12 protein-coding genes and 1 pseudogene are annotated in these 13,314 nt (G+C 66.6%); 5 read left to right on the forward strand and 8 right to left on the reverse strand.

Annotated elements, in window-relative coordinates; translation table 11 throughout:
* Window positions 1–2,193: a TonB-dependent receptor gene (locus ACSQ24_RS16780; RefSeq protein ID WP_436095775.1), complete on the reverse strand. Its 2,193-nt coding sequence runs from the start codon at window positions 2,191–2,193 to the stop codon at window positions 1–3.
* On the opposite strand from ACSQ24_RS16780, the gene ACSQ24_RS16785 reads away from it, so the two are divergent.
* Entirely contained in the window at window positions 2,192–2,470 is a 279-nt protein-coding gene (locus tag ACSQ24_RS16785) for a hypothetical protein (RefSeq protein WP_436095776.1), read from the forward strand. The genes ACSQ24_RS16780 and ACSQ24_RS16785 overlap by 2 nt on opposite strands.
* A gap of 34 nt (window positions 2,471–2,504) precedes the next feature.
* Here ACSQ24_RS16785 and ACSQ24_RS16790 read toward each other — a convergent pair whose 3' ends face one another.
* The 6 genes and pseudogenes from ACSQ24_RS16790 to ACSQ24_RS16815 all read right to left on the reverse strand — a co-directional run bounded on the left by ACSQ24_RS16790 (window position 2,505) and on the right by ACSQ24_RS16815 (window position 8,155).
* On the reverse strand, window positions 2,505–3,125 hold the full coding sequence (locus tag ACSQ24_RS16790) for a LysR substrate-binding domain-containing protein (RefSeq protein WP_436095777.1): 621 nt from the start codon (window positions 3,123–3,125) through the stop codon (window positions 2,505–2,507).
* Window positions 3,126–3,215: 90 nt separating this feature from the next.
* Window positions 3,216–3,368: pseudogene (locus ACSQ24_RS16795) on the reverse strand (helix-turn-helix domain-containing protein); the annotation flags it as partial.
* 90 nt (window positions 3,369–3,458) lie between these two features.
* Window positions 3,459–4,343, reverse strand: a complete 885-nt coding sequence (locus tag ACSQ24_RS16800) for an ABC transporter permease (protein WP_436095778.1) — start codon at window positions 4,341–4,343, stop codon at window positions 3,459–3,461.
* 2 nt (window positions 4,344–4,345) lie between these two features.
* Complete coding sequence (locus ACSQ24_RS16805) at window positions 4,346–5,296, reverse strand: ABC transporter permease (protein ID WP_436095779.1); 951 nt, start codon at window positions 5,294–5,296, stop codon at window positions 4,346–4,348.
* Between the two features lie 10 nt (window positions 5,297–5,306).
* Complete coding sequence (locus ACSQ24_RS16810; protein WP_436095780.1) at window positions 5,307–6,953, reverse strand: peptide ABC transporter substrate-binding protein; 1,647 nt, start codon at window positions 6,951–6,953, stop codon at window positions 5,307–5,309.
* A 65-nt stretch (window positions 6,954–7,018) separates the two neighbouring features.
* Complete coding sequence (locus tag ACSQ24_RS16815) at window positions 7,019–8,155, reverse strand: NAD(P)/FAD-dependent oxidoreductase (protein ID WP_436095781.1); 1,137 nt, start codon at window positions 8,153–8,155, stop codon at window positions 7,019–7,021.
* Window positions 8,156–8,385: 230 nt separating this feature from the next.
* Between ACSQ24_RS16815 and ACSQ24_RS16820 the strand changes: the two genes are divergently transcribed.
* Genes ACSQ24_RS16820 through ACSQ24_RS16830 form a run of 3 tightly spaced genes read left to right on the forward strand, consistent with a single transcriptional unit; the run spans window position 8,386 to window position 11,316 of the window.
* Window positions 8,386–8,799 (forward strand): Rid family hydrolase, encoded by a 414-nt coding sequence (locus ACSQ24_RS16820; RefSeq protein ID WP_436095782.1) that lies wholly within the window; start codon window positions 8,386–8,388, stop codon window positions 8,797–8,799.
* Window positions 8,786–10,126 carry an NAD(P)/FAD-dependent oxidoreductase gene (locus tag ACSQ24_RS16825; protein WP_436095783.1) on the forward strand — a complete coding sequence of 447 codons (1,341 nt, stop codon included), beginning with the start codon at window positions 8,786–8,788 and terminating at the stop codon, window positions 10,124–10,126. The genes ACSQ24_RS16820 and ACSQ24_RS16825 overlap by 14 nt, the downstream gene beginning before the upstream one ends.
* A gap of 38 nt (window positions 10,127–10,164) precedes the next feature.
* On the forward strand, window positions 10,165–11,316 hold the full coding sequence (locus ACSQ24_RS16830; RefSeq protein ID WP_436095784.1) for a serine hydrolase domain-containing protein: 1,152 nt from the start codon (window positions 10,165–10,167) through the stop codon (window positions 11,314–11,316).
* Between the two features lie 200 nt (window positions 11,317–11,516).
* On the opposite strand, the gene ACSQ24_RS16835 is transcribed toward ACSQ24_RS16830, so the two are convergent.
* Window positions 11,517–12,158, reverse strand: coding sequence for a helix-turn-helix domain-containing protein (locus ACSQ24_RS16835; RefSeq protein ID WP_436095785.1), 642 nt, complete (start codon window positions 12,156–12,158; stop codon window positions 11,517–11,519).
* A 243-nt stretch (window positions 12,159–12,401) separates the two neighbouring features.
* On the opposite strand from ACSQ24_RS16835, the gene dapA reads away from it, so the two are divergent.
* On the forward strand, window positions 12,402–13,301 hold the full coding sequence (gene dapA, locus ACSQ24_RS16840; RefSeq protein ID WP_436095786.1) for a 4-hydroxy-tetrahydrodipicolinate synthase: 900 nt from the start codon (window positions 12,402–12,404) through the stop codon (window positions 13,299–13,301).
* The last annotated feature ends 13 nt before the right edge of the window (window positions 13,302–13,314 follow it).

Raw genomic sequence — 13,314 nt, forward strand, 5'->3', positions numbered from 1 at the left:
TCAGAGATCCATCGACATCGACAGCCGGAAGGTGCGCGGCGCGCCGACATAGAAGGTGCCGAAGGAAGCGACGCTCGACCAGTACTTGCTGTCGGCGACGTTCTGGACCGTGGCGCGGAACACCGTCTTGCGCCCGGCGATCTCGGTCGCGTAGCGCGCGCCGAAGTCGATCCGCGTCCAGTCCGGCAGCGACTGCGTATTGGCCGCATCGATATACTGCTTGGCCGTATAGACGAGCGCGCCGTTAAGCGTGAGCCCCTTGAGCCAGGGCACATCCCATTCTGCGCCGAGATTGAGCTGGAGCGGCGCGACACCGATCGGCCGGTTGCCGGTATTGGCGGCGACCGCGGTCTTGGTCAGCGTTCCGTCGAGCAGCGAGGCCCCGCCGAGCAGCCGCAATTGCGGCGTGACCTCACCGTAGACGCTGAGTTCGAGACCGCGCACGCGCTGCTCGCCGGTGACGGAAAACACGCCGGCATTCAGCTCGCCGCTCGGCTTGGTCAGCTGGAAGCCCGCCAGCGACGCACCGAACCCGCCGAGCTGCAGCTTGACGCCGGCCTCGTACTGCTTCGTCCGGTAGGGCGCGAAGGTCTCGCCGGCATTGCTCGCCGTTGTCGGGGCGACATCGCCCCGGCTCAAGCCCTCGACATAGTTCGCATAGACCGAGAGGTAGTCCAGCGGCCGCAGCACGAGGCCGACGACGGGCGTGGTGGCGCTTTCGTCATAGGCCGAAGTCAGGATGCCGCTACCCGGCGCGTAATTGTTCGTGGCGACCGATTGCCGGCGCACGCCGAGTGTCAGCATGACGCGGTCGTCGAAGGCCGACATCGTATCGGCCAGCGCGATGCTGCTGAGATCGCTGTCGGACAGCCGCGTGCGGGCCCCGCGGGTCGCAACCTGCGGCGCGCTCCAGGCCGGCGCGTAGATGTTCGAGAGAACAGGCGTGCCGTTGGTCAGCGCCCGTTCGATCGTCTCCCGGTAGTAGGAGGCCTGCAGCGTCAGCGAATGCTTGATGAAGCTGGTCTCGAAACGAGCGCGGATTCCCGCCTCATAGGTCTGGCGGCCGACGCCGAGGTCGAAATATTGCGGAGTGTGGCTGGTGTCGCCGCGGGCATTGAGGATGGTCGGCAGGCCGAAGAAGCGTTCGACGCGGGTCTGCGAACCGCCGATATTGCCGAAGACCGTGATCTGGTCCGTGAGGTCGAACTCGTTCTTCCAGAGCACCGAGCGGTCCTCGATGCGCGACCATTCCCAGGATTGGATGACATTCTCGCGCCCGCTTGGAGCGGACGGGACACGCAGGCCGCGTGTCATCAGGAAGGGACGGTTGGGCGCATCGAACTCGTCCCGCTGCGCCAAGGCGTAGAGCCAGCTGCGGAAGCGCCCGCCCTGATAATCGAGCGCCAGCGAGCCGATGCCCGTCTTCTCGAACTGCCTGTCCACGGCCGTGTCGCCACCACGCAGGGAGCCATTGACGCGCACGCCGAATTCGCGGCCGGCGCCGAAACGCCGGGCGACGTCGAAGGTGGCGCCGCCATGCGCCTTGGAGGAGAACTCGGCGCCGACGCGGGCGAGATCGGCCTCGGCGCGCTTGGGCACGACGTTGATCACGCCGCCGACGCCGCCATTGGGAGCGATGCCGGTCAGGGCCGCGGCCGGTCCCTTCAGCACCTCGATGCGCTCGGCATAGTCGGTGAAGACGCGATAGTTCGGCGCCACACCGTAGACGCCGTCGAAGGCGATCTCGCCGCTATTGCCCTCGCCGATGGGGAAGCCGCGGATGTTGAAGGAGTCGACGATGCCACCCGACGGGTGCGAGCTGCGCACCGACGGATCGAGGATGAGCGCGTCGGCGACGGTCGCGGCCTGGAGGTTGCGGACGAGATCACCGGTGTAGCTCGTCGTGCTGAACGGCGATTTCAGCGTCTCGGTATTGCCCAGCAGGCCGAGCCGGCTGCCCTGGGCAACCTGTCCGCCGGCGAAGGGAGCCGGTACGCCGGAGGCGCGCGCCGGGCCGTCGACAACGATCTCCTCAAGCTGGACCTGGCCGCCGCCACGCTCCTGCGCTCCCACCGAACCAGCTGCGACAGCGAGGCCGGTGCTCGCCAGCAGGCAAAGCAGGAACCTGCCACTGACCGCGGCCCGGGCTGGAACAGAACAACGCTGCGCGATTGCGGAACGAGCTTTAGACATGGAGAGACCCTTCAAACCGGCCGCCAGAGGCGTATCCAATCAGCGGGGACCCTGTTCGCTTCGCCACGAAAAGAAAAACACGCAGGCGTTGCAATATATCGTCAGGAATAAACTGCGCATCGTTGTATCATATTCGCAACGAATACTTTATAATGACTTCAATCAGCGAACTTTTCAGGACGCATTCAAGCTGCCGCCCAAGCGCCCGCGCGACATCACTTCGTTGCCTGCAATGCGGTATCGCGCCGCCATGGCGGACGTCGACCGCGTTTTTTAGAAGGGGACCTCTAATAATCAGAGGGGCCGGCGGTTCAGCCGGTGTAGCCCCGCACCAGCTCGCGCGCGGCCGAGATCTCGTCGCAGATCCACTCGTCGACCAGCCTGACCTCGCGGCGCCGGCGCATGCCGGGCGGCCGGACGAGATAATAGGAAATGCCGGTCGGCACCGCCTTGCGCAACGGCACGACAAGGCGTCCGGCCTGGATCGCCTCATGGGCGAGGACGACATCGGTCATGGCGACGCCGAGCTCGCCTTCGGCGGCGCTGAGCGCCATGTCGAGCGCATCGAAATCGAGCCCGTGGCGCGTCTCGATATGCATCCCGGACTTCTCGGACCAGGTCTGCCAGTCGCGCCGGTCGGGCAGCGGGTGGAGCAATGTCGCTTCGGCGAGATCCTCGCCGGAAAACCGGCCATCGCCATAGGACGGGGCACAGACCGGCAGGATCCATTCCGGATAGAGCTCAGTGACGCAGTCGAGCGGCCAGTTCCCCATGCCGTAGCGGATGCCGAGATCGGCGTCGGCATCGTTCAGCACCATGTCGTTCAGCCGGGTCTGGACATTCACCTTCACCAGCGGATGCCGTTCCTGGAAGGCCTTCAGGCGCGGCAGCAGCCAGCGCAGCGCGAAGGTCGGCAGGCACTTGATCGTCACCGCCTCCTGCTCGGCGCGGAAGGGCGTGATCGCATCGGCGATATGGTCGAACGCTTCCTTGACGCTGAGCGCGAGGCGCTGGCCGGCATCGGTGATCTCGAGCCCGCTGTGATTGCGCAGGAACAGCGGCGTGCCGAGCTGGTCCTCGAGGATCTTGACCTGCCGGCTGACGGCGCTCTCGCTGACATTGAGCGCTACCGCCGCCTTCTTGATGCTGACTGGGCTGCGACGATCTCGAAGCAGCGCAGGGCGTTGAGCGAGGGCAGCCGGCGCGTCATCGCCGCAGGCTCGGAGAGCACAGGCTCGCCCGCGCTGTCCTTGCGGCCGCGCGCCTCACCTGATCTCCATGCGCGGGTCGAGCGCATCCCTCAGCCCGTCTCCTACAAAGTTGAAGCTCGTCACCGCCAGTGTAATGGCAACTCCTGGCAGGATCGCAAGCCAGGGTGCGCTCGTCAGATAGATCTGGGCGTTGTTGAGCATGTTGCCCCAGCTCGCGGTCGGCGGCTGGATGCCGTAGCCGAGGAAGCTGACATAGGATTCGAGCAGGATGGCGCGGGCGACGTTGAGCGTCGCCGCCACCAGGATCGGCGCCATTGCATTCGGCAGGAGCTCGCGGAACATCACCCGCAGATGCGAGGCGCCAAAAGAGCGCGCAGCCACTGCATAGTCCTGGTCGCGCAGCCCCCGGATCTGGGCCTCGACGATCCGGGCCACGTTCATCCAGGAGGTCGCCGCGATCAGCAGCACCATTGACAGCAGGCCCGGCTTGACCAGTGCCGCCAGCGCCAGCAGCAGGAAGATGGTCGGGAAGCACAGGATCGCATCGACGAGGCGCATCAGCAGCGAGCCGATGACGCCGCCATGATAGCCGGCGACCATGCCGACGCCGGTGCCGATGGCGATGGCGATCGCCATGGCGGCGAAGCCGATACCGAGCGAGATGCGTCCGCCCATCATCAGGCGAGCCAGCATGTCGCGCCCGAGCTCGTCGGTGCCGAGCAGATGCGCGCTGGCCAAAGGCGGCGCGAAACGCTGCATCACGTCGATATGGGTCTCGTCGAAAGGCAGCAGCAATGGGCCGAAAAAGCAGATCAGCGCCAAAGCGAGGATGACGGCGGCACCGGCCATGGCGAGCCTGTGCTGCCGGAAGCGGGCCCAGGCGCCCTTGCGGGCCGGGATCTCGATATCGAGCGGCAGCTGGAACGTATCGGCGCTCATCGTCAGCCCAGCCTGATGCGTGGATCGGCGACGGCGTAGAGCATGTCGGCGAGCAGCGAGCCGATCAGCACCATCAGGGCCGACAGCATCAGGATGCCCATCACCACCGGATAGTCGCGGTACTCGATCGAATCGAGGAAGAGCCGGCCCATGCCCGGCCAGGTGAAGACGGTTTCGGTGACGAGCGCTCCGCCGAGCAGGGTCGGGAACTGCAGGCCGGCGAGCGTGATCAGCGGCAGCAAAGCGTTGCGCATGGCGTGCCGCCCCAGCACGATGCGCTCGGGCACGCCCTTGGCGCGGGCAGTACGGATATAGTCCTGGCCGATCACGTCGAGCATCGCCGAGCGGGTGAAGCGCGCCCAGATCGCCGTCTCGACCGGGGCCAGCACCAGGACCGGCGCGATCATGTGATGGAGCACGTCGGGCAGCGAGCCGTCGCCGATCGTCTGGCGGTTGCCGGCCGGCAACCAGCCGAGCTCGACCGAGAAGAAATAGATCGCGATCAGCCCGAACCAGAAGGTCGGGATCGAGAGGGCGATCATCGCGCCGACCGTCGCGGCCATGTCGAAGATGGAATAGCGGCGGATCGCGCCGAGGATGCCGATGGCGCAGCCGAGCAGGATGGCAATCGCGGTCGAGATCGCCATCAGCTCGAAGGTCGCGCGCAGATGCGAGGCGATGACGCTCCAGACCGGAGCGTTGTCGCGATAGGAGCGGCCCCAGTCGCCGGCCAGCATGCGCCGGGCCCAGTCGACATATTGCACCGGCAGCGGCCGATCGAGGCCGAGCTCCCGGCTGATCCGGTCGATATCCTCCTGCGACATCTGGGCCGACTGGGCGAATTGCGACATCGGCCCGCCGGGCGCGAGATGGAGGATGGCGAAACCGATCGCCGAGACGATCAGCAGGAGCAGCAGCGATTGCAGCAGCCGCCTGGCGAGGTATGGGCCCATCGTCAGACCGTCACGCCGCCCAGTACCAGCGCCGCATGTTCCAGCAGCTCGACGAGCAGTTGATGTTGGGCGCGAAGCCTTGCAGCCCCTCCTTGATGCCCTCGGCCATCACCGTCTGGTAGATCGGCAGCAGGACCAGCTCCTCGCGAATGATGCGCTGGACCCGGCCATAGATCTTCCGGCGCTCCTGCGGGTTGAACTGGCTGGCGCCATCGGCGAGCAGCCGGTCCATCTCAGGGTTCTGGTACTGATAGGTGTTGAGACCGGTCCCGGCTTTGGCGGGAATCGCCGTCGAAGCGAAGCGCGGCGTTACGTCAGGATCGTTGCCGATCATGAAGTTCGAGCCGACCATCACCGATTCGAATTTCGACTTCTGCCAGAACTCGCCCCAGATCACCGCGCCCGGCATGTTGTTGATGCGCAGTGCCACGCCGATCGCGCGCCAGTCCTGCATCAGCAATTGCTGCGATTGCTCGCGGCCGGGATTGCCGACCGTGGTCGAGTTGGAGAATTCGAGGCGCACCCCGTTCTTCTGGCGGATGCCGTCGGCGCCGCGCGCCCAGCCGGCGGCGTCGAGGATGGCGTTGGCCCTGGTCGGATCGTGCCGATGCGCCGGCAGCCCGTCGTCATAGGCCCAGGATTCGCGCGGCAGGAACGATTCCGTCGGCACCGGCAGGCCGTAATAGAGCGCGTCGATCCGCGCCGTCTTGTTCATGGCGAGATAGAGCGCCTTGCGCACCGCCTTCTCGGCGAAGGGCCCAAAACCGAGGTTGAAGGCGATATGCTCGATGAACGGCGTCGGCGAGCGCGAGATGCGCCGCCCGCGCAGACCTTGCGCCTCCTTGACGAAATGCGCCGCGATACCGCCGATGCCGAGATAATCGACCTGCCCGGTGCGGAACTGGGTGTAGAGCACCGTCAAATCCGGGATGTACTTGAAGACGACACGCTCCAGATGCGGGCCGTCGCCGTGATAGGCGGTGTTCGCCTGCAGCAGCAGATGGTCGCCGGCGGCGCGCTCGCCCCAGCGGAACGGGCCGGTGCCGACAGGCGCCGCGTTGAACGGCGCCGTGTTCGGGTCCGTCGCCTTCTCGAGGATGTGCCTCGGCACGATGAAGGTCAGCGCCAGGATAGAGAGATAAGGCGAATAGGCGCTCTCCATGCGCCAGTGAATCTCGTCGGGCGCGACGACCTTGATGTCACGCACCAGATTGTGGCCGACCCGGTTACGCACGCGGAAGCTGGGCGTGTTGATCAGGTCGAGCGTATATTTGACGTCCTCGGCGGTGAACGGCGTGCCGTCATGCCATTTGATGCCCGGCCGCAGCTTGACCTTCCAGCTCAACCCGTCGGTTGAGAGGCCCCCATTGCCGACACTCGGCACCTCCGCGGCGAGGTCGGGGACGAGCTTGCCGTCCGGATCGATCGCCCAGAGCGGGCTGAAGAGCTGCCACCAGACGCCCTGGTCGACCTCGCTGCCGGGCATCAGCGGGTTGAAGACCGTCGGCTCCTGCGAGAGGCCGGCGACGACTTGGCCCTTCGGCTGCGCCGGTGGGCGCTGCTGCGCCCATGCCGGGCGGGCAGCCAGAGCGGCGGCGCTGAGGGCCAGCACGTCCCGCCGGCTATGGAGGTTCTTCCGATCGCTGCGTTCCGACATCGTCCTATCCCCTCATTGTTTTCCGGGCTGTGTTCAGCCTCGGTCATGCGAACGTCCGAACCGTCTCAGCCGGACGCCTGCAACCCAGCCCTGGCGGGCGAGAGATCCGCGGCCGTGACGCCGAGTTCCGTCAGATTGGCCGGTAGTTCGCGTCCCGTGATCAGCGCCGCCGTCGCCTCCGCCATGGCCGGCGAGGTCAGGATGCCGCAGCCGCCCTGCCCTGCCAGCCAGAAGAAGCCGGGCTCCTCCGGCCGCATGCCGGCGACGGGGTTCGCATCGGCGACGAAGCTCCGCAGGCCTGCCCATTGGCTGAGCGGGCGGCCGATCCGGAAGCTGGTATCCTGCTCGATATTGTCGATCGCCTGCGCGATATCGAAGTCATCGGCATAGACGTCGCCCGGCTCGACCGGGGCCGCATCGGCGAGGCTGCCCATCAGGCAGCCGGGTTCGGGCTTCACGTACCAGCGATAATCGACATTGCTGACATGCGGCCAGGCCCGGCTGTCATGGTCCGGCTGGAGCGCGAAGGTGAAGGCGGTCCGGCGCTTGGGCACGATGCCGAGCGGAGCGATGCCGGCCAAACGGGCGATCTCGTCGGCCCAGGCGCCAGCGGCGTTGACCAGCAGCGGCGCCTGGACCTCACCGCCCGGCCATGCCACGGTCCAGCCGGCCGCGTCGCGGCGGATGGCATCGACACCGGCCTTCAGAACGATCGTCGCTCCGTTCGCTTTGGCGCCACGCAGATAGCCCTGCAGCAGCACATCGACATCGATGTCCATGGCATCGGGCTCGTAGATGCCGCCATGGACCTTCTCAGCCCGTAGTGCCGGGAAAAGACCGAGGGCCGCGGGGCCATCCAGCCGCTCTGCCCTGGCGCCGACCGAGAGGATGCGCTCCTCCAGCCGGTCCAGCGCCGCCTCCTGCCCGGCGGCCGCGACCGTGAGGCAGCCGCGCGGCGTCATGATCGGGTGGGCGCAGAAGCCGGAGGGCGGCGTCTCAAGGAAGGCGCGGCTGGCCTGCGCCATCCGCCGCATCGTCGGCGCGGTGATGCCGACCGTGAACTGCGCGGCCGAACGTCCGGAACTGTGATAGCCGGCATGCTCTTCACGCTCGACCAGCGCGACCGAACCGTGGCGGGACAGGACATAGGCGGCAGAGGCCCCCGCGATCCCGCCTCCCACAATGATCACATCGACCCGCATCGTCCTCGCACCAGCTCCCCGGTCATCGGCCAGCGGCAGTCATCCGCCGACATGTTCAACGACAGCACCGCGCCGCCACACAGTCGATTTCAATAATTGGGGGGCGGCACCTCAAAAGCTGGGTCGCTGGGCAGCCCGAATTCCCTGGGCCCCGCCCCCAATTATTGAAATCGACAGCGCCGCATCGTCGGGGCTTGCCTAGGCCCGAACAGATGAGCGGAGCAAAGCCCATGAGCGAGACCGATTTGCAAGCGCCGCGCCGGCGCAACATCTCGTCCGGCAGTGCCTTCGAAGCGCAGTACAGCTATAGCCGCGCCGTCGTCGTCGGTGCGCATGTCATGCTGTCGGGCACCACCGGCTACGACTATGCGACGAGCACGCTGGCCGCGGGCGCGGCGGAGCAGACCCGCCAGCTCTTCCGCAACGCCGCGGCCGCCTTCACTCAGGCCGGAGCGGACCTGTCGGATGTCGTCCGCGTGCGGATGTTCATCGCTCGCGCCGCCGACTACGAGGCCGTGATGGCGGTGTTCGCCGAGGCCTTCAGGGAGGTGAAGCCCGCTTGCACCACGGTCGAGGCCGGGCTCTTCGATCCGGACATCCTGGTCGAGATGGACATGGACGCCGTTGTCGATGTCGATGCTTAGCCTGCGCTCGCATATTCCCGACGACGTCATCGCGGCGGCCGACTCCCTCCCTGGTCAGGCCGATGTCGTCGTCATCGGCGGCGGCATCATCGGTGCCGCCGCCGCTTTTCATCTCGCCGGCGCCGGGCTGCGGACGGTGCTGCTCGAAGCCGACAAGATCTCCTCGCAGCAATCCGGCCGGAACTGGGGCTTCGTCAGGACGCAGTACCGCGATCCGCTGGAACTGCCCCTCGCCGTCGAGGCGCTTTCGCTATGGCCAGAGCTCGAACGGGAGCTCGAAGCCCCTGTCGGCTGGCGGCCGACGGGTTGCGTCTTCGTCGCGGCAACGCAGAAGGAAATGGCCGCCTTCGCCGGCTGGCACGAAAAGACGCGCAGCATCGCCTGCGACGCCCGGCTGCTGTCGGCACGCGAGGTCACCGATCTCCTGCCGTCGCTGCGCGGCAAGACCGAGGGCGCACTCTATACCGCGACCGACGGACAGGCCGAGCCGGCTCTGGCGACCCTCGCCTTCGGCCGGGCCGCGGCGCGCCGCGGTGCACACATCATCGAGGATTGCGGCGCGCTCGCCATCGAAACTACGGCCGGCGCGGTCAGCGGCGTCCAGACCGAGCACGGCCTGATCCGATGCAACACCGTGGTCTGCGCGGCCGGAGCCCAGAGCTACCGCTTGCTGGCGCCGCTCGGGTTGTCGCTGCCGCAGCAGAGCGTGCGCAGCACGGTATCGCTGACCGCGCCGCTGCCGCCGCTGAGCGAGGCCTGCTTCTGCGGCTTCGGCATCGGCTTGCGGCAACGCGCCGACGGCTCCTGCATCATCGCCGCCGATTCAAGCTCCGATATCGATCTGTCGTTCGATTCCTTCCGGGCCGCCCGCTTCTTCCTGCCGGGGCTGCTGCGCCATGGCAGCGGCTTCTCGCTGCGGCTGGGACGCCCCTTCGTCGACGATCTCCACCAGCGCCTGGCCGTGCCGGATCGTGAGCGCGCCATTGCAAGACGACCGCGCATCCCGGCGAACCGCAAGCTGGCTGCGCGGACGGGAGCGGCTGTCCGTGATCTGTTCGCCGGAGCGGCCAGCATCGAGATCGTCAAATCCTGGGCCGGTCGGATCGACGTCCTGCCGGATGCTCTTCCAGTGCTCGACGCTCCCGTCGAGATCGGTGGCCTCGTCGTCGCCACCGGCTTCTCCGGGCATGGCTTCGGGCTTGCGCCCGCGGTCGGCCGTCATGTCGCTCGGCTGGCCACAGGCGAGGCTCCGGCCGCGATCCTGGCGCCGCTCAAGCTGGACCGTTTCGCGCGCGGCACCTATTCGGCACCACACGCTCCGCTCTGACCGTTACGGTCACTCCGCATGGGCTTCGAGAGGATCGCATGACGACGACCCACAAGAGCGGCATGGATGCCGCCGCGCGCGAGCACATCCGCCGCTATTATGACGGCACGCTGCGGCCGGACGAGATGGTCGCGGCGATGTCGCAGGAGGTCGGCTGGTTTCCCTCCCGGCGCGTACGACGAGGCGAGACGATCTCGCCGCTTCCCGATGCCGGCCACAGGCTGCCGCCGCTCGAGATCCACGATCACGGCCGGACGTTCGATCTCTACGATTATCTGTCGGTCAATCGCGTCGCCGGGCTGATGGTGCTGCAGGATGGCGCGGTGGTCGAGGAGAGCTACTCGCTCGGCATCGGGCCGCAGACGCAGTGGAAATCCTGCTCACTGGCGAAATCGGTCACCGCGACGCTCTACGGCATCGCGCTGCGCGAAGGCGCGATCGCAAGCCTCGACGACCCGGTGACGCGATACGTGAACTTGGGCGGGCTCTATACCGGCGTCTCGGTCCGCCAGTTGCTGCGCATGGCGACCGGCGTGCGCTGGAACGAGGATTACACCGACCCGACATCCGACCGGCGCCTGCTGATGGACACCCAGATGAACTGGGAGCCGGGAGGGATCGTCAGGCACATGGAGAGCCTGCCAGCCGAGACACCGCGGGGCGGCTCGTGGAAATACAACACCGGCGATTCCTATCTCGCTGGCCTGGTGCTGGAGCACGCGACCGGGACCAGCCTCGCCGACTATCTCTCCACCAAGCTCTGGTCGCGGATCGGCATGGAGGCAGACGCCTCCTGGTGGTGCGAGAGCCCGGACGGCATGGGCATCGCCGGCAGCGGTCTGCATGCGACGCTCCGGGACTATGCCCGCTTCGGCCAGTTCGTGCTCGACGACGGGCGGATCGACTCGCAGGAGCTGTTGCCGGACGGTTGGCGCGACGAGGCCGGCGCACCCTACCGGATCGGCGAGATGCGCATCCCCTATGGCTACATGTGGTGGGTTCCGGTCCTCGACGATCCCGCCTTGAAGGGCACCTTCCAGGCCGAAGGCATCTACGGGCAATTCATCCACATCAACCCACGCAAGCGCCTCGTCGTCGTGGTGCTGAGCGCCCGCTCGAAGCCAGGCTATCGGAGGCGCCTGGAAATCAACGACGACGCCTTCTTCGTGGCGTTGGCGAACAGTCTTTAGCGATAGCGGCGATCGTCATTTCGGTCGTCATGGCGGCGAGTGGGAGAGTGCTCGACAGGCGCCATACCTCCGCGCCCTAGTGAATGCCGGTCAGGTCCGCGCCGCGCTCAATAATCGGCGAGGTATCTTGAAGACCGCGTAACGCTTGGGTTCACACCGCCACGATGGCGAACGCTGCTGGCGTTCGCCGTGCCGGAGCCTCAAAGGTCGACGAGAACCCAGAGAACCACGGCGTTGGTCGGGCCTTTCGACGTCCAGGTGTGCTCGGTGGTGGCGTCGTAGTAGACAGAGTCGCCCTTGTTCAGCTCGAGCGGCTCATAAAGCCGGCTGTGTACGACGAGCGTTCCTTCCAGCACCGTCACGAAGATCTCCGCCTCCGATTTCGCCCAGGCCGCGTATTCGTCGGGCGAGCGCGCCGTCACCGTCGTCAGGATCGGGGTCGCGCGCTTGTTCTTGAGATCGGCGCAAAGGAGGACGTTGTTGCAGGTCCCGGTGGTGTGCTTGCTGCCGCTGCCGGCTCGGCTGATGCTGCGGCGCCCGGCAAAACTTACTGGATTGACGTCATCCTCGGCCGACAGCAGCGTGACCAGTTCGACCTCCAGCCCGTGCGCAATGCGCTGGATCGTCGAGATCGTCGGCGACAGCTCGTTGCGCTCGATCTTGGAGAAGGCCGAGGCCGACACGCCCGTCATGGTGCTGACGTCCTGAAGCGTCAGGCGGCGGCTCTTGCGCAGCTTGAGCAGGCGCGCGCCGATATCGACCCCGCGAGCCTCGTCGCCGTTGCGCGAGGCCTCCGGCGGCTCAGGCGTATCGCCCCGCTCCGCCAATGAGATTTCCGGCATGCGACTTCTCTCCGCCAAGGACTTGGAGCGCCCCCGCTCTGTCATAGTCATGCGCGGCAGGGATGAAAAGGGAGAGTCAACATCTTCCTACGCAAAATTTCCTATCCGACATTTTTTGTACCTTTGTGTTGACAATGATGGATTCGTGAAACACGCTTCCTCTCAAGGATGCGCCGGCCATGGACCGAGCGTGATTGACGGGAGACGATGCGCGAGACGGCGCATCGCGGCAGGGATGCTTCGATGACACTGACCCAGGACAAGCTGAGCGGCCTCTACACCGCGATCGTCACGCCGCTGACCGCGGACGGCGCCGTCGACATCAAGGGCCTGCAGGAGCTCGTTCGCTTCCAGCTCAGGGCCGGCGCCTCCGGCATCGTGCCGATCGGCGGCACCGGCGAGTACCCGGCCTTCTCCCGCGACGAGCGCCGCACGATCGTCGCCGCCTGCGTCGAGGCCGCCGACGGCAAACCGGTCATTCCCGGCGTGCTCTCGACCGGTTTCGAGGATGCGCTCGAGGCCGGGCGCGACTTCGCCGCGGCCGGCGCGGCCGCGGTCATGACGGTCACGCCCTATTACGCCCCCGGCACACAGGATGGCATGCGCGCCTATTTCCGGCGCTATCGCGATGCGCTCGACCTGCCGGTGATGCTCTACCAGATTCCGCGCCGCACGACGGTCTCGGCCTTCGCCGATACTGTTCAGGCGATGGCCGAGGATGGCTCGATCATCGGCATGAAGTATTCGTCCTACGACATGCCGGACTTCATCCGCACCGTGAAATACGCCGGCGACAAGATCGCGATCCTATCGGGCGAAGAGCCGCTCTTCGCCACTCATATCGCGCTAGGCGCCCGCGGCGGCGTGCTCGCCTCGGCCACGATCTACCCGAAGATCTGGATCGAGATCTTCGAGCTCGCCCGCCAGGGCAAGCTCAAGGAGGCGCTGACGCTGCAGGACAAGATCGATCCTGTCGTCGACTCGATCTATGTCGAGACCAACCCCGGACCGCTGAAGGAGTACATGGCACTCGCCGGCATGCCCGTCGGCGGCGTGCGGTTGCCGCTGCTGGGACCGAGCGCCGAGACGATGGCAAAGCTCAGGATCGCCGCGGCGCAGGCGAAAGCCATCAGCCTCTCCTGAGGAGACCAGGGTC

Origin of the sequence: Allobosea sp. LjRoot237 (assembly GCF_964253285.1) — a bacterium.
Classification (GTDB): Bacteria; Pseudomonadota; Alphaproteobacteria; order Rhizobiales; family Beijerinckiaceae; genus Allobosea.